Genomic DNA, 21,444 nt, shown 5'->3' with positions numbered 1-21,444 from the left:
AACAGCCGACCCGGTCCGAAGGTGTCGATCAGTAGCGGTAGTGGTCCGGCTTGAACGGGCCCTCCTGGGAAACACCCAGGTACGCGGCCTGCTCCTTGGTCAGCGTGCTCAGCTTGGCGCCGAGCGCGCCCAGGTGCAGACGGGCCACCTTCTCGTCCAGGTGCTTGGGCAGCACGTAGACGCCGACCGGGTATTCCTCGGTCTTGGTGAACAGCTCGATCTGGGCGATCGTCTGGTTGGCGAACGAGTTCGACATCACGAAGCTCGGGTGACCGGTCGCGTTGCCCAGGTTCAGCAGGCGGCCCTCGGAGAGCACGATGATGGCGTGCCCGTCGGCGAAGCGCCACAGGTCGACCTGCGGCTTGATGTTGATCCGCTCGACATCGGAACGCTTGGCCAGGCCGGCCATGTCGATCTCGTTGTCGAAGTGGCCGATGTTGCCGACGATGGCCTGGTGCTTCATCCGGGCCATGTGCTCGTTGGTGATGACGTCGAAGCAGCCGGTGGCGGTGATGAAGATGTCGCCCTGCTCGACCACGTCGTCCAGGGTCGCGACCTGGTAGCCGTCCATCGCCGCCTGCAGTGCGCAGATCGGGTCGACCTCGGTCACCACGACCCGGGCGCCCTGGCCACGCAGCGACTCGGCGCAACCCTTGCCCACGTCGCCGTAGCCCATCACGACGGCCATCTTGCCGCCGATCAGCACGTCGGTGGCCCGGTTGATGCCGTCGATCAGCGAGTGCCGGCAGCCGTACTTGTTGTCGAACTTGCTCTTGGTCACCGAGTCGTTGACGTTGATGGCCGGGAAGAGCAGGGTGCCGGCGCGGTGCATCTCGTAGAGCCGGTGCACGCCGGTGGTGGTCTCCTCGGTGACGCCCTTGATGCTGGCGGCGATCCGGGTCCAGCGCTGGCCGTCCTCGGCGAGCGAGCGGTGCAGCAGTTCGAGAATGACGCCGTACTCCTCGGAGTCGGCGGACTCGACCGGCGGCACGACCCCGGCCGTCTCGAACTCGGCGCCCTTGTGCACCAGCAGGGTGGCGTCGCCGCCGTCGTCGAGGATCATGTTCGGGCCCTGCCCGTCGGGCCAGGCGAGCACCTGCTCGGTGCACCACCAGTACTCCGGCAGCGTCTCGCCCTTCCAGGCGTACACCGGGACGCCGGCGGGTGCCTCGGGGGTGCCGTCCGGGCCGACGACGATGGCCGCAGCGGCGTGGTCCTGGGTGGAGAAGATGTTGCAGGACGCCCAGCGGACCTGCGCGCCGAGGGCGACCAGTGTCTCGATCAGGACGGCGGTCTGGATGGTCATGTGCAGCGAGCCGGTGATCCGCGCGCCGGCGAGCGGCTGCGCCTCGGCGAACTCCCGACGGATCGCCATCAGGCCGGGCATCTCGTGCTCGGCGAGTTGGATCTCCTTCCGCCCGAACTCGGCGAGCGACAGATCCGCCACCTTGAAGTCGCCCTCGGCGAGCGTGCTCGGCCGAGCCTCGGACGGCGTACCGCTGGCGGACGCCGGGAGGGTGCTGGTCATGAAAGCTCCTGTCGAACGATGTCTACGCCGACCTTCCACCTTACGCGCGCCAGCGACGGGCGCAGGGGACGGTACGCGGACAGCGCACGGGGCGGTCGGTGATGGACAGTCCTGCCGCCCACTTCCGCCCGCCCCGCGCATCCCCCCGGTTTGGTTCCCCGCACGTTGTCGGACCGTCGTCGCGATAACGCTGCGTACTCATAGAGTCACACTCGGAGAACACAGCGTCAAGCTATTCCGTAAAAGTCGGACTTGTGCCTCGCGGCCAGGTCGCGTCAGCGCAGCCCTGACGTCGCCACGTACGCCTCGCCGTCCCCGCTGACCCGCAGCGGCTCCCCGGCCGCCGTGCCGATCGCCGCCTGACCGGACACGAGCGTCCACGCGCCTGCCCCGTCGTCCACCGTGACCGAGCCCGCACCGCACAGCACCACCCGGGGGCCCGGCAGCGGCAGCGTGACCTCCGGCACGGCGGCGCCAACCCGCACCCGGTGCAGCGCGAAGTCGTCCACCGGCACCGGCCACCAGTCCACCCCCGGCGCAACCGGCTGGGCGGCACGCACCGGATCCTGGAGCACCTCGAACCGCAGCACCCGCAGCAACTCGTCGACGTCCACCCGCTTCGGGGTCAGGCCACCGCGCAGCACGTTGTCGCTGGCCGCCATGATCTCCACACCGCAGCCGCTCAGGTAGGCGTGCAGGTTGCCCGCGGGCATCCAGATCCCCTCCCCCGGCACCAGGCGCACGTGGTGCAGCAGCAGCGCCACTAGCACACCCGGGTCGCCGGGATAGGCCACCGCCAGCCGGCGGGCCAGGTCGGCGTCCGGGCCGTCGATCGAGGCCGCCAGCGCGGATCGCAGCAGCCCGTCACGCTCCGCGACCGGCCAACCGAGCAGCGTCCGCACCGCCGTCCGCAACCCCGCCGGCCCGGCCCGCAGCGCCTCGACCACGGGCGCCAACGCCGGTACGCCGAACGCCGCGAGCGCCTCGGCGGACTCCGCCGGGGGCCGGAAGCCGCAGAGCGCCTCGAACGGCGTGAGCGCCACCAGCAACTCCGGCTTGTGGTGCGGGTCGGAGTAGTTGCGCTCCGCCTCGGGGCGGCCCGCCTCCGCCGCGAAGCCCACCCGGGCCTGCTCGGCATCCGGGTGGGCCTGCAGGCTCAACGGCGCATCAGCGGCGAGGACCTTGAGCAGGAACGGCAGTCGGGTGCCGAACCGGTCGGACACCCGCTGGCCCAGCCACCGCCCCGGCTCGTCCCGCACCAGGTCGCACAGGCTCACCCGCAGGCCGGCGCGCTCGACCCTGGCCGGGGCGCCCGGGTGGGCGCCCAGCCACAGCTCCGCCTCCGGGCCCTCGCTGGGCACCGGCCGCCCCTGCAACAGCGCGATGGCCGAACGGGAACCCCAGGCGTAGTCGCGGATCGGTCCATACAGCGGTTCCACTCGTCAGTCCCTGGGCCGCCCGGCCGCCTCGCCCGACGCGTCCTGCGGCGGCGGTACGGCGGTGTCCGCGGCGGCGCCGGTGCCCGCCTTCTCGGCGGCGACGCTGAAGATGTCCGGCTCCAGGTAGATCACCCGGGCGATCGGCACCGCGACGCGGATCCGCGCCTCCACGGCGTTGATGCCACGGGCCAGCTCGGGAGCGCTCTCCCAGGACGGTACGCCGATCTTCGCGGCCACCATCAGCTCCTCCGGACCGAGGTAGAGCGTCTTCATGTGGATGATCCGCTCCACCTCGGGGCCGTCGGTGATCGCCCGCTCGATGGCGTCCAGATCCTGCTGTTCGGCACCCTCACCGAGCAGCAGACTCTTGGTCTCGATGGCCAGCACGACGGCGATGAGCACCAGCAGGATGCCGATCATCGCGGTGCCGGCGGCATCCCACCGACCGTTGCCGGTGATCAGCGTCATCGACACGCCGAAGAGCGCGAACACCAGACCGACCAGCGCGCCGAAGTCCTCCAGGAGCACCACCGGCAGCTCCGGCGCCTTGGCCCGCCGGATGAAACGCACCCAGGACTGCTTGCCCCGGACGAGGTTGGACTCCTTGATGGCCGTCCGGAAGGAGAACGACTCCATGATGATCGCCGCCACCAGCACGACCACCGGCAGCCAGTGCCACGACTCGATTCCGCCCTCGTGGCTCCACTTGTGGTAAGCCTCGTAGAGGGCGAACAGACCACCGATGCTGAACAGCACGATCGACACGATGAACGCGTAGATGTAGCGCTCCCGGCCGTACCCGAAGGGGTGCTCCGGGGTGGCCGCCCGCTTCGCCCGCTTGCCGCCGAGCAGCAGCAGGGCCTGGTTACCGGAGTCCGCGACCGAGTGAACCGACTCGGCCAGCATCGACGACGAGCCGGAGAGCAGGAACGCAATGAACTTGGTGACGGCGATGCCGACGTTTGCCAGCAGAGCGGCGACGATTGCCTTCGTCCCACCGGTCGCGCTCACGCCACCACTCCGCCTCGCGTCGCGGCGACCTGAGACGCCCTACGTTCGTTCACTGGTTCGAAAGCTCCTTCATCTCGGTGATGGCCGGAACGGCCATCGGGTCGAGCCCATGGGCCAGAGCAAGATAGATCGAGGCGAAATCCGGTACGGCGATCAGCGACGCCAGCCGCTCCAACGCCGACCCGCCCTCGGCGGTCACCACGTCGCAGCGCACACCGCGACGCTCCGCGAGGGTCTGCACCGCGTCCGCACGGCGCTCCTCGACTGCGAGGGGCTCGTCGGTGTCGTCCTCGGCGTTGAGCCCGCCGTCGCGCAGCAGCACCAGCCGCAGCCGGGTGCCCTCGCCGTCGTCCTCCGCCCGGTCGGCGAAGATGTCGCGCTCCCCCTCCGCCAGGCCGCCGAAGACGCCGTCCAGCAGCCCCACCCGACCCCGGCCGGCCTCGCCGAGCGCCCCGGTGACCACCGGGTAGCGGGCGTTCGCGGACAGGGTGTCGCCGAACCGGCGAGCGGCCACGGTGGCCAGCGGTGACGAACCCCAGACGATCGGGATCGAGCCGGCCAGGCCCAGCGCCAGCGACTTCGCCGGGTTGACGAACGACTCCGCGCTGGAGCGGCAGCGGTCCGCGTCCGCGTCCAGCCGCGCCGCGGTCTCCGCCAGATCCGCCTCGTTGACCTTGACCAGCCCGAGCGCGCGGGCGGCGAGCAGGACCGGCACGGTCAACGCCCAGAGACTCGCTCGCGCCGGAGCGCGCCGGGGCACCGGAATGAACGGCGCACGGGCCCGCTCGGCCACCGCCTGCAACTGCGAATCCGGGGCGCCCACCGCGACCAGCCGGGCGCCCCGCCGGTGCGCGGCCTCGGCCGCGCCCAGCGCCTCCGGGCTGCGACCGGACGCGCTCACCGCGATCACCACGTCGGCGGCGCCCACCCAACCGGGTACGCCCGCGCTGCGGTGTCCGATGATCGGGACCGGGCAGCGCGGCCCAGCCACCGTGGCCAACACGTCACCGGTCCGCCCGGCGGTGCCGATGCCGGCGATGACCACGGCCCGCGGCCGCCCGTCGTCGGCCAGCACCGCCAGGTTCGCCTCGGCGGCCAGCGCCGCGCTCTCGCGAACCTGCGCGCCCGCCGACGCGGTGTGCCGCAGCATGTCGCCCGGGTCGTGCTCGGCCAGCGCCGCCGGGTTGTCGAGCAGGGCCTCGTCGGCGTCGCGGCGCCCGCTGACCCCCGCCGTACCGTCGATCATGAGGACTGCCCGGGGCCGCCGCGCGCCTCGTCGAGCAGCAGCACCGGCACGTCGTCGCGGATCTCGAAGATCCGGCCACACTCGGTGCAGGTCAGCGTCTGCGCCTCGGCATCGTAGGTCAGCGGGGCGTGGTGCGTGTCCGGACAGGCAAGGATCTCAAGCAACTGCGGATCCAGGGCCATGGCGCGGCTCCTTCCACGAGTGCGGGGTCACCGGCGGCGGTGCCGACCGGCGCAGGCGATCTTATCGGCGAACGCGGTCGAGCACGTCGTCCCGCAGCGAGATCATCCGCTCGCGGGTGGGCGCCTCGACATTGAGCCGCAGCAACGGCTCGGTGTTGGAGGCGCGCAGGTTGAACCAGGCGCCGTCGGGAAAACGCAGCGTCAGCCCGTCCATCTCGTCGGCCGTCGCGTCCGGGTACGCGGCGCGGACCTCGGCCACCGCCGCGGCCTGGTCGACCACCGTCGAGTTGATCTCGCCGGAGGCGATGTAGCGCTCGTACTCCCCGGCCAGCACGGACAGCGGCAGCGACTGCTCACCGAGCGCGGCCAGGGTGTGCATCGCGGCGAGCATTCCCGTGTCGGCGAACCAGAAGTCCCGGAAGTAGTAGTGCGCGGAGTGCTCGCCGCCGAAGACGGCGTTGGTCCGCGCCATCTCCGCCTTGATGAAGGAGTGCCCGACCCGGGCGACCACCGGCTCACCACCGTGCTCACGGATGATCTCGGCGACCGCGCTGGAGGTGATCAGACCGTGGATCACCGTGGCACCCGGGTGCTTGGCCAGCTCCCGAGCGGCGACCAGGGCGGTGATCGCCGACGGCGAGACCGGCTCGCCGCGCTCGTCCACCACGAAGCACCGGTCGGCGTCGCCGTCGAAAGCCAGCCCGATGTCGGCCCCGTGCTCGACCACCGCGCGCTGCAGATCGACCAGGTTCGCCGGGTCCAGCGGGTTGGCCTCGTGGTTGGGGAAGGTGCCGTCCAGCTCGAAGTAGAGCGGCACGATCTCCAGCGGCAGTGCCGACAGAGCGGCGTCGCCCAGCACCGTGGGGACGGTGAAGCCGCCCATTCCGTTGCCGGCGTCGACCACCACCTTCAGCGGCCGAATGCCGGAGAGGTCGACCAGCTTGCGCAGGTAGGAGGCGTAGTCGGGCAGCAGGTCACGCCGCTCGGCCGGCTGGGTCGGCTCACCCGCCGGGCGCGACGCGCCCGAATCCAGCAGCGCCTGCGCCCGCTCACGGATCTGCGCCAGCCCGCTGTCCTGACCGATCGGCCGGGCACCGGAGCGGCACATCTTGATGCCGTTGTACTGCGCCGGGTTGTGACTGGCCGTGAACATCGCACCGGGCAGGTCGAGGGAGCCGGAGGCGAAGTAGAGCAGATCGGTGGAGGCGAGCCCGATCTCGATCACCGAGCGGCCCTCGGCCCGGACTCCAGCGGCGAAGGCGGCGGCCAAACCGGGCGAACTGGCCCGCATGTCGTACCCGACGACCACGGCGTCACCAGGCTCGTCGGTGGCGTTGAGCAACTGGGTGAATGCGGCCCCGAGCGCCTCGGCGGCCCGTTCGTCCCACTGGTCCGGCACCGTCCCTCGGACGTCGTACGCCTTCACGATCTGGGACAGATCAGACACTAGTTCCGCTCCTTGGCCGCAGGTTTCCAACGAACCTGAGCGTAACGGAGCGCCCGCCCCGGACCCCGCTCAGCCGGGGAGCCGGGGCATGAACACGGTGTGATCGCCGCCGTCCTCGGGCGGAGGCGGGTCACCGGGGAGCGGCCGACCACCCGGAGTGCCCGCGGCACCCGGCATCGGCTGCGTCGCGTCCGGCGCCGGCGCGGCGGGTCGGGCCCCGTAGACCCCGCCGGTGGCGGGCCGGGGCGACGGCACCACGCCGTAGCCGTCGGCCGGCTGCTGCTGGCCGTACACCGAGCCGGGGCGACCGGACGCGGCCGGCGACCCACCCCCGGACCGGTAGGTGGTGCCACCGGGGTTGCCGGGCAGCGGACCCGGCTCGTCGGTCGGCGTCCGGTCCTGCCGCGAGCGGCGGAACAGCAGCACGATGAGCAGCAACCCGACCGCCACCATCGCGATGCCGAAGAACATCACCGGCGAACCCCCACCGGACGACTCGGAGGCGGCCGCCACGGTGCTGGGCGCGGCGGAGACGGCACCCAACGCGGCCGGGTTCACCGCATCGGCGGGCGTCGTGACCTCGGTGGGGCTCGGGGTGGGCGTCGGCTTCTCCGACGGCGTGGGCGACGCGGAGACCCGCACACCGGCCACCCTCGCCGTGTCGGACCCCCGGGCCAGCTCCTCGCCGGCCGCGCTGGCACCCACGCCGGTCACCACGAGCCGACCGCCCGGAGCACCGGCGGCGAACGCCACCCGGTAACGCACCGTGATCCCCTTGCCCTTGCACAGGGTCGGCTTCGTCGGCGACGTCTGCTCGGTCGTCACGCTGCCGCCCCCGCCGGACACGGGCACCGGGAACCAGTGCCCGCCCGCGTTGACCTGAACCGTCACCTGGCCCGGCTCAAGACCTTCAAGGCGCAGACCCAGGGCGGTACGCAGCAGGACGCACCCGTCGGAGCGCTTGCGCACCGCGACGTTCACCCCCTGCGCCGACCCACCGGCGGCGAAGCTGCTGGCAGATCCGACCCGGACCGAGTCATCGGCGGCCAGCGCCGGCGACGCACCGAGCATCACCAGGCCGCCCACCAGACCGCAGACCGTCGCGAGCCGTGCCGCGCGTCGACGCACCGACATGATCACCTCACCGTTCCTCCCCGGGTGGGGTCCGCGGCCAGGCTACTACCAGGCCACCTCCACCCCCGGTCATAGAGCGGCCCAAATGTGTGCGGCGTTACGGTTTACGGACCCGACTCGCCTACCTGCTGTGGCCTGCCGAATTGCCGAATCCGGACGGGCCGCGACGCCCGGCTAGCGCGCCCGCGCGAGGGCGTCGCGACACAGCCGATCGGCGGTACGCGTGGTCTCCGGCAGTCGGTAACGCGGGGTCAGTGCGAGCACCTGCACGCTGGCGTTGTCCAGGCTCATCCGGTGCCCGACGCTCACGAAGACCGGCTTCACCCCGCCCCGGGTACGCAGCACCCGGCCGACGACCTCGTCCCCGTCGCGCAACGGCGACCAGGCGCCCCGCTCGACGGGCGGCGGATCCCACCGACCGACCAGCGGCGTCTTCCCCACCCCGATCGCGGGCAGCCCGGTGACCACACCAAGATGGCAGGCGAGCCCGAAACGGCGCGGATGGGCCAGCCCGTGCCCGTCACAGACCAGCAGGTCCGGTGAGGTGGTCAGCCGGTCCAGCGCGGCGAGCAGCGCGGGCAGCTCACGGAACGCGAACAGGCCCGGAACGTAGCCGAACGCGGGCCGGCCCACGCTGACGGCCGAGTCCACCACGGCCAGCGTCCGGGCATCCAACACAGTCACGGCCGCCGCGAGAAGGTCACCGCTCTCCTCGTACGCGACGTCTAGGCCAGCCACCGTCGCCGGCGAGGTCGGCCCCGGCCCCACAGTGTCCACCAGCGGCCGCAACTCCTCCTGCATGGCCACCGCCTCCGCCACACTGCCCGGCGAAGGCAACCCCGGCGTCGGCGTCGGCGTCGGCGTCGGCTTCCATGATCCACTCGACATCGCCGATGTCGGGGTATTCAAGGCCCCCGGATACCCCGACATCGCCGATCCGGAGTCGATCACGGCCGAGAAGGCCCATCGACGGGGCCACCGCCGGCAGCGCCGTCCGATTCGTCCTGTTTGGAGGATCCGATCGGGGCACCATCAACGGTGGAGCTGGCCGCCACTTCCGGGTCGCCGCCAGGACTGCCCCCTTCGGCCCGATTTGTGGTGGCGCCAAAGGCGACCGCGAAGGCAACACCGATGGCGACGCCGAAGGCAACACCGCCTGCCGAGCCGAACAAGGGAATGCCGATCGCCAGACCGATCAAGATGCCAGCCGGCCACGCCCAGGCATTGGACTTGCCGCTCCTCGTGTCGGATTTCGCCATGCACCGATGTTATTCGGCGCTGCACCCCTTCAGCGCCATGAGGTCCCGCTCCGTCTTGCCCACGTGCTTCGCGTCGCCGCCGAAGACCGCCTGCTCGTAACGCTCCTGCACTCGCGTCAACCGAGCATCCACATCTTCGGTCATCACTGGCCAACCCTTCCATCGATCCGCTCGCGTAACAGATCGGCGTGGCCATTGTGTCGCGCGTACTCCTCGATCATGTGCACCAGCAGCTCGCGCAGCACGATGACGTTGCCCTCGCGATGCCGCCCCTGCACGTCACCTCGAAGGCCCGGCCGACAAGTCGGGATCGGCGCCTGGATCGCCGGCAGCCCGTAGCTGCTCCTCGAACATCACGAACGTTCGCTGGCGAATCCCCCGGATTAGCGCCTGCTCCTTCGGGGTCAGGTGGCGTCCCTCGGCCTTCGCCGCATCCCTGAGTGCCTGCACCGTCTCGTACAGGGCGAAGATTGGCCCCTCGCCCTCAAGATAGTGAGCTCTAAAACGCTCCACCTCCTGCACGAAGTCTTCGCGCGTACGTCGAAAAATCTCGCCCCCGACACCGAGCGTGATCTCCACGAAGATGTCGTTCTTCTCCTGCCAGCCACCTGTCTCGATGGAGACGCGCCATACCCTTGCACCCCCATCTGCGGTTTCCACGATCTTTACTGGGGATTGGTAATAGACGTAGTAGGAGGGAAGTGAAAGACCTCCGGACACTAGGCGTTCTCCTCGAAGGTTGACTGCAGCGCCTGCCAGAACAACTGTTGCTCGCGACGGCGGACACCTCCTGCGATCGTTCGCTCTCGCAGCGTCAACGCCCGACCGTCACCTTGAGCGAGGGCTTCAATATCCCGACGCACCTCATAGAGCACATGCTCCCAAACTGCGACCGCGTCGAGCGCCGCCAGGTGCAGGCGGAACTCAGCCAGGTGGCCGTTGCTCATCTGCAACACGAGCTGCACGTCCCGATAACCGCTGTCCATGGGCGATACGAAGCGGTCATCGCCCCTCACGATCACGACGTCGGGATGTTCGCGTATCCGCGCGAGCGCCGTGTAGAGGTCATCGAGGCAGCGAAACTCGACCTTCGCGGCGGCCAGATCGAACAACCTGGAGGCGTCGCCCTGATACTTGTCCAGCTTGTCGTCAACCCGACGACGATCCTTGGGTTGAAGGCGCCAGCCAGGTTCACCAACACGAAGACCCCCGACTTGAGCGAGGGACACGGCCAACTGATTCAGCTCCAACTGAGCATCAGCCGCCGCCTCATAGAGGTCGTCGAGGTAGTGCTGCTGGTAAGACTGGTCGGCCTGACGATGCTTGTCGAAGCCTGGCTGGGTTGCCGGATCATCTGGCAACTGGAGACTCGCGCTGATCTGCCGCTGCTGATCCGTGAGAGGAGTCGGCTCGGGTTGGTCCACGCCCCTGTTGGCGGCAGCCGGCAATCCCACCGCCTCCTGCTGAGCGATGTCGTCCAGCACCTCACCGAGAACGTCGATGGCCTGCTGATGACTCGCCAGGTGGTGCAGTGTCAACGGACGGGCCGTCAACGAGTTCGCAAGCTCCGGCGTGGTCAGGATCATCCGCACCAGATCGGGCTGCCGTACCAACTGCCGGACCAGGGACACGGCCAGGTCCGGCTCGTTCCGGGGCGGCTCCCGCTCCGCCCTGTCCAGCATGTCGCGGACCCGCGCGTCGCCGAACAGTCGCGCCACATTCTGGGCCGCCGCCTCGTCGAGGTCGGGCACGAGACGGCGGAGGGTCGGCGCATCCACCGCCGACGCGAACTCGCCCGGGCTCACCTCGGCGGCGAAGACCTGATCCAACCCGGCACTACTCAGCAGGACAGCCTGGATCGAGTCCGGTTCCGTCGGCACTGAGCCAGGTGCCTGGCTCCCGTCCGTCGGTCGCTGCGATGGCGCCGCTCCGGGCGGCGCGTCCGCGTCCGCAGAGCCGGGGCCGTCCAGGAGCAGGTACATGCGGTTGATGTACGGGTCGCCGTGGCTGCCGTTGTCGTGCGCCGGTGGGTGGTACGGCAGGTCGGGGCGCTCGCTGAACCGACCCCGGGGCAGACCGCCGAGCGGCATCGGCCGGCCGTCGCCACTCAGCACGAGCGCGTCGATGCCGACCACGTCCGGGTAGAGCGGCCGGTCCCGGATGGCGCCGGTCTGCGGGTCGACGTAGAGCACCGTGCCGTTCTGGTTGAGCGCCACCCAGGCGTGCGAACCGCCGTGCGGCCATTCGGTGACCAGGAACGCGTAGCTGCCGTGGCCACCCAGCAGCAGTTGGTCGTGCAGGTTGCGGTAACCCCGGTCGGCGGCCTGCCGCGCATGCTCGGGGTGTGACCGCTGGCCGGGTGGTGGGGCGAGGACCTGCTGGAAGCGTCCGCCGGTCACATCTTCCACCCGGCCCGGGCCGCCCGCCTCGCCGCGGATCGGGCGTCGGGTGTCACCGTTGAGATAGCCGTCGAAGGTCCGTGGCGCCGACACCCGGGGTCGCCCGTGCACCCACGTCTCGAACAGCGACAGCGTGCAGTCCAGGCAGTTGATGCCCCGGGTGGCGTCGGCGCGGGGGCCGCCGTCGTTCAACAGCCGGAACCAGCCGCCCCGGCGAGGGTCGGCGGTACGGGTGACGGCGCCATTCCGCTCGCGGGGCATCTGACGTTCGACGTCGACCTGGTGCAGGGCCAACGGGGGCCGCAGCCCTCCAGGCTGCCCGTACGGTCGGGAGTCGTCGATCGGCGGCGGACCGTCGTCGCCGGTCAACGCGGACCGGCCGGCCGTCTCCACCGCGCCGAGCGCGAGGGCACCCACGTCTCTGTTGGCGTGCTCGAAGCCTGCGGCGTCGATGTCCACGACCGCGGGCGCCGTGGTGCCGGCCAGCACCGCGCCGGCGAGGTCACGCCACTGGGCGTACGCCCGCGCCTCGTCGTTCGCGGCCCGCTGCCAGCCGTCGGCCCACTGCCGGTGACCGGCCTGGTGCAACTGTCGGGCGTAGGTGGCGTACTCGATGGCTCTGCGATCGTGCTCCGCGGCCCGGGAGCGCAGTCGGGTGGCCTCCGCCTGCCGGCGGTTGTTCTCGAACCCGGTCCGCTGTGATTCGTAGTGGCCCTGGTAGCGCCGCCGCTCGGCGGCTTCCGCCTCGGCCGCCCAGCGGGCCGCGTACCAGTCGTGGTCGTCCCGTGCGGGCACCACCGGCTCGCCGAACGCCACCACGTCGTCGGGGACCGACGCCCGACCACGGGCCGGATGAGGGGGTACGCGGGCCGGCGCCGACGCCTCGCGCGACGGCGCGGGGTGGTGGCCCACGGCCGCGCCGGTGACCGTGCTGCCTACCGCCTCCGCCGCGACCCCTCGGGTGACGGCACCGTTCGGCGCACCGGCAGCCGTGCCGGTCACCGTCAACGGCGGGGCCGTCGAGGTGGGGCCCGCGTGTGCGACCGGCGGCGCGAAGGTGTTCGTGCCGGCCGACGTGGGCCAGGCTGCCGGGCTGTTGCTGCTCGGGGCGACCGCACCCGGGGTGGTCCCGTGCGACGCGCCGGCCGGGCTGCCAGCGAGCGCCGGGTCCACGGCCACCGGCGCCGCCGGCCCCACCGATGCCACCGGCGCCACCGGCGCCACCGGCGCCACCGAGGAGAGCGTGGGGTCGGTGGCGATCGGCCCGGCCGGTACGGCGGTCTCGGTCGGGAGCGCCGCTCGGACCGGCCCGTCGTCCATGCTGGACAGCTCGACACCGCTGGACGACGAGCGGCTCAGGTCCGACGCGGTGGGCTGCGGCGGCCCGGCACCGTCGGTGGCCGCGGACACTGTCACCTCAGCGCCGAGCGGCGTCGCGTGGTCGAGCGCCGTCATCACCGGCGAGGCCGACACACCCACCCCCGCCTGCGCGGGAACACCCGCCGCCGACGAAGACGACACCGAAGGCGAGGACACGACAGGCGACGACCCCGGAGACGAGGACACCACCGGCGACGACCCCGAAGACGGGCCATCCACGGCAGGGGCAACGGGGACGACGGGCGGGAGCAAGGGGCCGGCGAGGGGCGCCCCGGCCAGGGCGTTGGTCTGCGCTTGGAGCCTCGCCTGCAACGCGTGGTCGGTCTGGGCGGTCGCCGAACCGGTCGCCCCGGAGGCGGCAGCACGCGCCGCGTCCTCCAGCGAGGTCAGCCCCTGACCGGTAGCCAGGCTGGCGGCGCTGTCGGCGAGCACCTCGCCGGTCATCTCGCGCCCCAGGTGCTCCCCGACCCGTGCCGCTCGCCCGGTCGCGTGCCGGCCCAGGCCGGCGAGCGGCGCTACCGCCCCGCCGGCGAGCCCGCCTACCGCTGACGCGCCGAGGTCGGTGACGTCCAGGCCGTGTGCCCGCCCGGTGGAGTTCTGGTACGCCTGGGTGGCGAGGGTGACACCGGCCTCCTCCGCCGCCTCTTCCAGCCCTTCCCGGGTGGCGCGCTTGGCGAACCCGCGCACCCCGCCCTTCGCGACCTCCTTGGCCGCACGCTCGCCGGCCTCCTTGAGCCCGTGTTTGAGGGACTTGGCGGCCAACTGACCCATCAGGCGCTTGAAGATCTGTTGGATCAGCAGCCGGGTCGCGGTGATCGCCGCGCCTGCGGCCGGGGTCGCGGCACCGGCGGTGAGCACCGCCACCACCGCCACCGAGAGCAGCTCGATGACGAGGATGCCCAGCTCGATCCAGACTTCGATTTTGGCGCCCTCGATGTCGCACCCGCACTCCTCGACCAGCCGGCCCAGGTCGGCGGTGACCGCGAGCAGCACGGGCAGCGGGGCGTCTGCGCCCTCGGCGATCCGCCGCCAGGCCGCCTCGAACGCGGCGTCGACGGCTCCGACACCGCCGTACCCGCTGCAGACCTCGACGGCGGCCGTGGCGGCGTCGGCGTGCGGGCCGGCGAGCACGGTGGCGACCGCGTACCACTGGTCGGCGACGTCCCAGACGGCACGCTCGTTGCCCTCCGGCCACTGCACCCCGACGACCCAGTCGAGGGCCTCGTAGATCCAGCCCGGCACGTCCCAGGGTGCGTAGTCGAGTGGGTGCGGAATGGGGCTCGGCAGCACGCTCATCGGTTTCGCCCGCCGTCAGCGCTGGTCGGCGGCCCGACCGAACCGGGCGGCGCTCGCCCCGTCGGTCTGCACGCTGGCGTCGACCGCGCGAACCACGTCGCTGCCCAGGTCGGTGAGCCGGTGCCCGACGCCCGCCCAGGCCCGCAGCACGGTCTGCTCGAACCCCCGGTAGTTGCGCTCGAACGCACCGCCGATGTCGTCGCGACCCCAGGGTCGGGCAGCGCTGGCGGCCTCGATCGCGCCACCTTCGACAACTCGGCGGGCCGTCACCGCCTCGCCGGCGAGTGCCAGATCGGCGCCACCGCGTCGCGTGCGGGCCGGATCGAGCCAGAGCTGCCCGTCGGTCATGCCGGCCCCTCGCCGCGCCCGAGAACGGCGTCGGCGCGGCCGAGCAGCGCGCCGAAATCCCCGGTACGCAGGAAGTCCACCGAGCCAGACCCGGCCGGCACGGTCTCGGCGACCAGGTCACGGGTGGCGGCGGTGGCGGCGGCCGTGGCGGCGCTGATCGTCTCGGAGATCTTTCGGCTCAGTGCTGCGGCGTCCCGGTCTCGGTAGATGGCCGGGGTCAGGTCGAGCGAGACCAGCTCCCCCCGGGAACCGACGGTCGCCGTCACCTGCCCGTCGGCGGACCGGCGGGTCACCCGCAGCTCGGCGAGCCGCGTCCGCAGGTTGTCCAAATCGGACCTGAGCTGCTGGTATTGCCCGTAGACATCGTCGAATCGGGCCCGCAGCTCGCGATTGGCACCCCGGTCCACACGTTCGGTCACCGCCGCTCCTCCCGTCACCGTCGGTAGAGCGAGACGATACCGGCCGCCATCGATCCGTGTGGTCCGGTAGTTTCAGTGTGTGATCGACCGTCAGCAGGCCGAGCAGCTCGCGGCCACCTGGGCACGCCGCGACTCGCAACGCCTCGGCTACGAGTGCACAGCGACGGTCGACGAGTTCGACCTGGGCTACGTCATCACGTCCGTCGTGCCCACCGAGGTCCGGACGATCCCCGGTGACCTGCCGACGACCGTCATCGACAAGCAGACCGGCACGGTCACCACCTGGCCCCGGGTGCCGAGCACGGTGGTGGCGGAGATGTATCGCCGCAGTCAGCCGACCGGCCCGACCGCTCCCCGCACTGTCGACCCGTCCACGCTGCTGTCCCGGGAAATCCATCGACTTCCCACCCCGAACACGGCCGCTCATCTGACCATCGACGGGCGGATCTGGACGGCCCAGGGCACCAAGGGCGACGTCCCGTTGAACCATCACCCGCTCGTGCGCTCCTACCTGGACCAACTGCCTCCCGGCGAGCTGGTCCGGGGTGGTGAGGCGCATGCCGAGCTGATCGTGGTCTCCGACGTCCTCCACGAGTACGACCACCGCCGGGCCGCCGAGGGCATCGCGCCGATGGGTCGGGCCGAGGCAGCGGCACTGCTGGACGGCGCCCGGTTCGAGATCTTCCGGATCCGTGAGCCGGGTGACCCCGCCGGGGGCGTCGCCGACCGTCCCTGCGACTCGTGCGTCGACTTCCTGGTACGCGCCAACGTGTTGCCGGAGTCGGCTCGGGGCTACACCGAGACGTGGCGTGCGCCGGCAGAGCCCGACCCCGACCCCGGTCGCTTTCCGCCGGAGGTGGCCAACGCGCTGGTGGCGGCGGGGTGGCGACCGCATATTGGGGACCAGCTCATGGCCGCCGCCGCCGTGCGGGACGTCACGGCCGTGCCGGGGCACACGGTCTTCCCCGCCGCCGTGGAGGCGCTGACCGCCTTCCCCAGCCTGGTGGGCGCTCGGCGCGGCCGGGGCGAGCAGGTGTGGATCTCCCGCTTCGACATCCGCCCGCACACCATCGCGCACACCGCCGACACCCTCGCGGACTTCGGCGCGGTGCTCGGCGTGCGGCTCTTTCCGATCGGCACCGAGCAGCAGGACAGCATCCTGGCTGTCGACGAGCGCGGCCGGGTCTTCGCGCTGGACCAGGCCGGTGAGTGGTTCCTCGGCGACACCATCGACGCGGCGTTGACCACCCTGCTGCTCGGCCGCGCGCCCGCCCGGGTCCGCGACGACGGCACTTGGCAGGCCGGCTAACTCAGAGCGCGAGCCCGGTCAGCACCATGACCCTCGGTTCGGTGTAGTCGTCCATCGCGCTGCGCAGCCCTTCCCGGCCGACCCCGCTGCCCTTCACCCCGCCGTAGGGCATCTGGTCGGCCCGGTACGACGGCACGTCGCCGACGATCACCCCACCCACCTCCAGCGTCCGGGCGGCGGCGAAGGCCACGTCCAGACGTCGGGTGAAAACGCCGGCCTGCAACCCGTACGCCGAGTCGTTGACCGCGACGAACGCGGCCTGGTCGTCGGCGACCGGGGCGACCACGAGCACCGGCCCGAACACCTCCTCGGCGACGACCTTGGCGTCCGCCGGCACGCCGGTGAGCACGGTCGGGGGGTATGTCGCACCGTCCCGCGCGCCGCCCACCTCGACTGTCGCGCCGGCCGCGACGGCCTCGGCCACCCACGTCTCGACGCGGCGAGCGGCGTCCTCGCTCACCATCGGCCCGACATCCGTCAGCTCGGAGGTCGGGTCGCCGGTGTGCAGCCCGCGCACCGCCGCCACCAGCCGGGGAAGGAAGTCGGCGAAGAGCGTGTGGTGCACGTACACCCGCTGGACGGCGATGCACGACTGGCCGGCCTGGTAGTTGGCGAACGTGGCGATCCGCTGCGCGGCGAACTCCAGATCCTCGTCCGACGCCCAGTCCGCGCAGAGCACCGCCGCCGCGTTCCCGCCCAGTTCCAGCGTCACGTGCTTCTGGGGCACCTGGCGGCGGATGGCCGCGCCGACCGGCCCGGACCCGGTGAACGACACCACCGGCAGCCGGGGGTCGGTGACCAGTTCGGCGGCCCGGTCGTTGGGCAGCGGCAGCACCGAGAACATTCCCGCCGGGAGCTCGGTCTCGGCCAGCAGCTCGCCGAGCAGCAGCGCGGACAGCGGGGTCGCCGGGGCCGGCTTGACGATGATCGGCGCGCCGACGGCGATGGCCGGCGCGACCTTGTGCGCGACCAGGTTGAGCGGGAAGTTGAACGGCGCGATGCCGAGCACCGGCCCCTTCGGCACACGCCGGACCAGCGCGATCCGCCCGGTGGCGGCCGGGTCGGTGTCGAGGCGTTGCAACTCGCCGGAGAAGCGCCGGGCCTCCTCGGCGGCCCACCGGAAGGTCGACACCGCCCGCCCCACCTCGGCCCGCGCCCACTTCACCGGTTTGCCGTTCTCGGCGGTGATCAGGGCCGCGACCTCGTCGGCGCGTTCGGCGAGCCGGCGGGACACGTGGTCCAGGGCCGCCGCGCGGGCGTGCGCGGGCAGAGCCGCGGCCTGCGCGGCCACCCCGGCCGCCGCGGCGACGGCGGCGTCGACCTGGTCGGCCGTGGCGAGGGTGGTACGCCCCACCGGGCGACCGTCGTACGGGTGGTGGACGGTCAGCTCGCCCACACCGTGGGCGGGGCGGGAGGCGACGAAGAAGGCTGCGGGCTCCACGCCGAGCAGCGTAGACGAGAGAGCAGTCGACGGAAACAGTCGCCAGAGGCCTTGTCTGCCGCGAATTCAGTAGCCAAGATGGCAGACAGATTGCGATAACCGCCGCAGACCGCACCCTCGGCCCTTCGGAGAGATCCCGTCATGAGTGACCAGCAGCAGCTGCGCAACTTCGTCAACGGCTCCTACGTCGACACGGTCGACGGCGGGTACGCCGACCTGGTCGACCCCTGCACCGGTGAGGTGTTCGCCCAGGCCCCGGTCTCCGGCCCGGCCGACGTGGACGCGGCGATGACCGCCGCCGCCACCGCGTTCGAGAGCTGGCGGGACGTCACACCCGCCGAGCGGCAGCGGGCGATGCTCAGGCTCGCCGACGCCGTGGAGGCCCGCGCGGCCGAACTGGTCGACGCCGAGGTCCGCAACACCGGCAAGCCGCGCCAGCTCACCGCCGAGGAGGAACTGCCGCCCGCGGTGGACCAGTTCCGGTTCTTCGCCGGCGCCGCCCGGCTCCTGGAGGGTCGGTCCGCCGGGGAGTACATGGCCGGGCACACCTCGTACGTGCGGCGCGAGCCGATCGGCGTCTGCGCCCAGGTGACCCCGTGGAACTACCCGCTGATGATGGCGGTCTGGAAGATCGCCCCGGCGCTCGCCGCCGGCAACACGGTGGTGCTCAAGCCGTCGGACACCACGCCGGTGTCGACGCTGCTGCTCGCCGAGATCGCCGCCGAGTTCTTCCCGCCGGGGGTGTTCAACGTGGTCTGCGGCGACCGGGACACCGGTCGTACCCTCGTCTCGCACCCGACCCCGCAGCTGGTGTCGATCACCGGCTCGACCCGCGCGGGCATGGAGGTCGCCTCCGCCGCGGCGCCCGATCTGAAGCGCACCCACCTGGAGTTGGGCGGCAAGGCCCCGGTGGTGATCTTCGACGACGCGGACGTGGCGGCGGCGGCCGAGGCCATCGCGATGGGCGGCTACTTCAACGCCGGGCAGGACTGCACGGCCGCGACCCGGGTGCTGGCCGGGCCGGGCATCCACGACGACTTCGTGGCGGCGCTCGCCGAGCAGGCCCGCAACACGAAGACCGGCGCCCCGGACGACGCCGACGTGCTCTACGGTCCGCTGAACAACGCCAACCAACTCGCCCGGGTCAGTGGCTTCGTGGACCGGCTGCCGGACCACGCGGCGATCCAGACCGGTGGGTCCCGGCAGGGCGAGCGCGGCTACTTCTACGCGCCGACCGTGGTCTCCGGGCTGCGCCAGGCCGACGAGATCATCCAGGACGAGGTGTTCGGGCCGGTCATCACCGTGCAGCGCTTCTCCGACGAGGACGAGGCGGTGCGCTGGGCCAACGGCGTCGACTACGGCCTGTCCGCGTCGGTCTGGACCAAGGACCACGGCCGGGCGATGCGGATGACCCGGCGGCTCGACTTCGGCTGCGTCTGGGTGAACACGCACATCCCGTTCGTCTCGGAGATGCCGCACGGCGGCTTCAAGCACTCCGGCCACGGCAAGGACCTCTCGGTCTACAGCCTGGAGGACTACACCCGGATCAAGCACGTCATGCACAACATCGAGGGCTGACCCATGGCGACTTCGGAGGAGTTGAACAAGCGCCGGGGCTCGGCGGTCGCCCGGGGCGTGGGCAGCGTCATCGGCTCGTACGTCGAGCACGCCAGCGGCGGGACGCTCACCGACGTCGACGGACGGGAGTGGATCGACTTCGCCGCCGGCATCGCGGTGACCAGCGTCGGCAACTCGGCCCCGAGGGTGGTCGAGGCGGTCCGCGCGCAGGTCGAGCGGTTCACCCACACCTGCTTCATGGTCGCGCCGTACGAGTCGTACGTGGCGGTGTGCGAGCAGCTCAACGCGCTCACGCCGGGCGGCTTCGAGAAGCGCTCGGCCCTGTTCAACTCCGGCGCCGAGGCGGTGGAGAACGCCATCAAGATCGCCCGACACGCAACCGGGCGGCCAGCGGTGGTGGTGTTCGACCACGCGTACCACGGTCGGACCAACCTGACCATGGCGTTGACCGCGAAGAACATGCCGTACAAGCACCGGTTCGGGCCGTTCGCCGGGGAGATCTACCGGGTGCCGATGTCGTACCCGCTGCGCGACGGCGGGCTCTCCGGGGCGGAGGCGGCGGCGCGGGCGATCGAGATGGTCGAGAAGCAGGTCGGCGCGGAGAACGTCGCCGCGCTGCTCATCGAGCCGATCCAGGGTGAGGGCGGTTTCGTGGTGCCCGCGCCCGGTTTCCTGCCGGCGCTGCGAGCCTGGGCGACGGCGGCCGGGGTGGTGTTCGTCACCGACGAGATCCAGACCGGCTTCTGCCGTACCGGCGACTGGTTCGCCTGCGAGCACGAGAGCGTCGAGCCCGACCTGATCACCCTGGCCAAGGGCATCGCCGGTGGTCTGCCCCTCGCTGCGGTGACCGGTCGGGCCGAACTGATGGACGTGGTGCACGTCGGCGGGCTCGGCGGCACGTACGGCGGCAACCCGATCGCCTGCGCCGCCGCGCTGGCCACCATCGAGACCCTGCACGAGCTGGACCTGGCCGGCGCGGCCCGCCGGATCGAGTCGGTGCTGGCACCTCGGCTACGGGCCATCGCCGAGCGGGATCCCCGGGTCGCCGAGGTACGCGGTCGGGGCGCGATGCTCGCCGTCGAGCTGGTCCAGCCGGGCTCACTCGTGCCCGACCCGGCCGCGACGGCGGCGATCTCGGCCGCCTGCCACGCCGCAGGCCTGCTCACCCTGACCTGCGGCACCTACGGCAACGTGCTGCGCTTCCTGCCCCCGCTGGTGATCTCCGACGATCAGCTCACCCGCGGCGCCGACATCCTCGACGCCGCCTTCGGCTGAACCGGAGCGAGGCCGCCGGCGACCTCAGCGGAGCACCTCGACCGTGTTGCGACGGACCACGTTCTTGCCCGGCTCGCGGATCTGGTCCATGGCGGCCGTGTTGAGCAGCACGCAACTGCCCGACGGGCCGGTCACCGTCACCGTGGTCGCCCGGTTGTTGTCCAGGTTGGTCACCCGCAGCCGGGTGCCGATCGGGAACTGCCCGCTGGTCGCCGCCGGCACGCCACCCTCGGCGAAGAAGGTGATCGCACCGGTGCAGGCCGAACCGGGTGCCGGACCCGACGCGCCGGGCGAGGCGGCACCGGGACGCACCGAACCGGGGGCGGGCTGCCCGACCGGTGGTGCCACACTGTCCAGCCGTTCCACCACGTTGCGGCGGATCACGTTCTTGCCCGGCTCGCGGACCAGCTCCATGGCGGCGGCGTTGAGCAGCACGCAACTGCCCGACGGGCCGGTCACCGTCACCGTGGCCGCCCGGTTGTTGTCCAGGTTGGTCACCCGCAGCCGGGTGCCCACCGGGAACCGGTCGCTGGTCGCCGCCGGCGCGCCGGCCTCCGCCGAGAACGTGACCGAGCCGGAGCAGACGGACGGCCGTGCGGGGCTGGTGCCGGCGAACCCGAACCCGGTGCCCACCGCCACACCCGCCGCGGCGAGCACCGCCACGGTCGCCGCCAGCACGTGCCTGCGCTGCACCCTCATCGTCGTCACTCCCGCCCTCGGTGGTGTCCTTCACCGCGTGGTACGGACCGGAGC

The 21,444-nt window shown here is 71.9% G+C and carries 19 protein-coding genes and 1 pseudogene; 3 read left to right on the top strand and 17 right to left on the bottom strand.

From position 1 onward, the window contains the following. Nucleotides 1-28: 28 nt before the first annotated feature. The 15 genes and pseudogenes from ahcY to ABZ780_RS25280 form a co-directional block, all read right to left on the bottom strand. Nucleotides 29-1,528 carry an adenosylhomocysteinase gene (gene ahcY, locus ABZ780_RS25350; protein ID WP_357487701.1) on the bottom strand — a complete coding sequence of 500 codons (1,500 nt, stop codon included), beginning with the start codon at nt 1,526-1,528 and terminating at the stop codon, nt 29-31. 275 nt (nt 1,529-1,803) lie between these two features. Then, nucleotides 1,804-2,967, bottom strand: coding sequence for a mannose-6-phosphate isomerase, class I (gene manA, locus ABZ780_RS25345; protein ID WP_357487700.1), 1,164 nt, complete (start codon nt 2,965-2,967; stop codon nt 1,804-1,806). Nucleotides 2,968-2,970: 3 nt separating this feature from the next. Beyond that, entirely contained in the window at nt 2,971-3,978 is a 1,008-nt protein-coding gene (locus ABZ780_RS25340; RefSeq protein WP_357008764.1) for a cation diffusion facilitator family transporter, read from the bottom strand. A gap of 49 nt (nt 3,979-4,027) precedes the next feature. After that, nucleotides 4,028-5,224, bottom strand: coding sequence for an SIS domain-containing protein (locus ABZ780_RS25335; protein WP_357008767.1), 1,197 nt, complete (start codon nt 5,222-5,224; stop codon nt 4,028-4,030). Continuing rightward, nucleotides 5,221-5,406, bottom strand: a complete 186-nt coding sequence (locus tag ABZ780_RS25330; RefSeq protein WP_357008769.1) for a Trm112 family protein — start codon at nt 5,404-5,406, stop codon at nt 5,221-5,223. Before ABZ780_RS25330 ends, ABZ780_RS25335 begins: the two co-directional genes overlap by 4 nt. Before the next feature lie 61 nt (nt 5,407-5,467). Next, entirely contained in the window at nt 5,468-6,853 is a 1,386-nt protein-coding gene (locus tag ABZ780_RS25325; RefSeq protein ID WP_357487699.1) for a phosphomannomutase/phosphoglucomutase, read from the bottom strand. Between the two features lie 69 nt (nt 6,854-6,922). Next, nucleotides 6,923-7,987, bottom strand: a complete 1,065-nt coding sequence (locus ABZ780_RS25320; RefSeq protein ID WP_357487811.1) for a hypothetical protein — start codon at nt 7,985-7,987, stop codon at nt 6,923-6,925. A gap of 174 nt (nt 7,988-8,161) precedes the next feature. Further along, nucleotides 8,162-8,875: a deoxyribonuclease V gene (gene nfi / locus ABZ780_RS25315; RefSeq protein ID WP_357487698.1), complete on the bottom strand. Its 714-nt coding sequence runs from the start codon at nt 8,873-8,875 to the stop codon at nt 8,162-8,164. A gap of 59 nt (nt 8,876-8,934) precedes the next feature. Continuing rightward, nucleotides 8,935-9,246: a hypothetical protein gene (locus ABZ780_RS25310; RefSeq protein WP_357487697.1), complete on the bottom strand. Its 312-nt coding sequence runs from the start codon at nt 9,244-9,246 to the stop codon at nt 8,935-8,937. Between the two features lie 9 nt (nt 9,247-9,255). Further along, nucleotides 9,256-9,390, bottom strand: coding sequence for a hypothetical protein (locus tag ABZ780_RS25305; protein ID WP_357487696.1), 135 nt, complete (start codon nt 9,388-9,390; stop codon nt 9,256-9,258). Continuing rightward, nucleotides 9,390-9,524 (bottom strand): annotated as a pseudogene (locus tag ABZ780_RS25300) (DUF664 domain-containing protein); the annotation flags it as partial. The gene ABZ780_RS25305 and the pseudogene ABZ780_RS25300, both read right to left, overlap by 1 nt. Before the next feature lies 1 nt (nt 9,525). Beyond that, nucleotides 9,526-9,906, bottom strand: a complete 381-nt coding sequence (locus ABZ780_RS25295; RefSeq protein WP_357487695.1) for a hypothetical protein — start codon at nt 9,904-9,906, stop codon at nt 9,526-9,528. Nucleotides 9,907-9,965: 59 nt separating this feature from the next. Further along, nucleotides 9,966-14,321, bottom strand: a complete 4,356-nt coding sequence (locus tag ABZ780_RS25290) for a toxin glutamine deamidase domain-containing protein (RefSeq protein WP_357487694.1) — start codon at nt 14,319-14,321, stop codon at nt 9,966-9,968. A 15-nt stretch (nt 14,322-14,336) separates the two neighbouring features. Beyond that, nucleotides 14,337-14,669: a hypothetical protein gene (locus tag ABZ780_RS25285; protein WP_357008783.1), complete on the bottom strand. Its 333-nt coding sequence runs from the start codon at nt 14,667-14,669 to the stop codon at nt 14,337-14,339. Further along, on the bottom strand, nt 14,666-15,088 hold the full coding sequence (locus tag ABZ780_RS25280; RefSeq protein ID WP_357008786.1) for a YbaB/EbfC family nucleoid-associated protein: 423 nt from the start codon (nt 15,086-15,088) through the stop codon (nt 14,666-14,668). The genes ABZ780_RS25285 and ABZ780_RS25280 overlap by 4 nt, the downstream gene beginning before the upstream one ends. A 79-nt stretch (nt 15,089-15,167) precedes the next feature. Here ABZ780_RS25280 and ABZ780_RS25275 point away from each other — a divergent pair, with 79 nt between their 5' ends. Next, nucleotides 15,168-16,397: an SUKH-3 domain-containing protein gene (locus ABZ780_RS25275; protein WP_357487693.1), complete on the top strand. Its 1,230-nt coding sequence runs from the start codon at nt 15,168-15,170 to the stop codon at nt 16,395-16,397. 1 nt (nt 16,398) lies between these two features. Here ABZ780_RS25275 and ABZ780_RS25270 read toward each other — a convergent pair whose 3' ends face one another. Next, a complete protein-coding gene (locus tag ABZ780_RS25270; RefSeq protein ID WP_357487692.1) occupies nt 16,399-17,838 on the bottom strand; it encodes an aldehyde dehydrogenase family protein in 1,440 nt (479 codons plus the stop codon). 141 nt (nt 17,839-17,979) lie between these two features. Here ABZ780_RS25270 and ABZ780_RS25265 point away from each other — a divergent pair, with 141 nt between their 5' ends. After that, nucleotides 17,980-19,416, top strand: coding sequence for a gamma-aminobutyraldehyde dehydrogenase (locus tag ABZ780_RS25265; RefSeq protein WP_357487691.1), 1,437 nt, complete (start codon nt 17,980-17,982; stop codon nt 19,414-19,416). A 3-nt stretch (nt 19,417-19,419) separates the two neighbouring features. Continuing rightward, entirely contained in the window at nt 19,420-20,691 is a 1,272-nt protein-coding gene (gene gabT / locus ABZ780_RS25260; protein WP_357487690.1) for a 4-aminobutyrate--2-oxoglutarate transaminase, read from the top strand. Nucleotides 20,692-20,715: 24 nt separating this feature from the next. Here the strand turns inward: gabT and ABZ780_RS25255 are convergent, their stop codons facing one another. Further along, entirely contained in the window at nt 20,716-21,390 is a 675-nt protein-coding gene (locus ABZ780_RS25255; protein WP_357487689.1) for a hypothetical protein, read from the bottom strand. Nucleotides 21,391-21,444 lie beyond the last annotated feature (54 nt).

This window comes from Micromonospora sp. NPDC047467 (genome assembly GCF_040643095.1).
Taxonomy (GTDB): domain Bacteria; phylum Actinomycetota; class Actinomycetes; order Mycobacteriales; family Micromonosporaceae; genus Micromonospora.
Note: the sequence above shows the minus strand (reverse complement) of the source record. Positions and strands in the feature narration are given on the sequence as shown.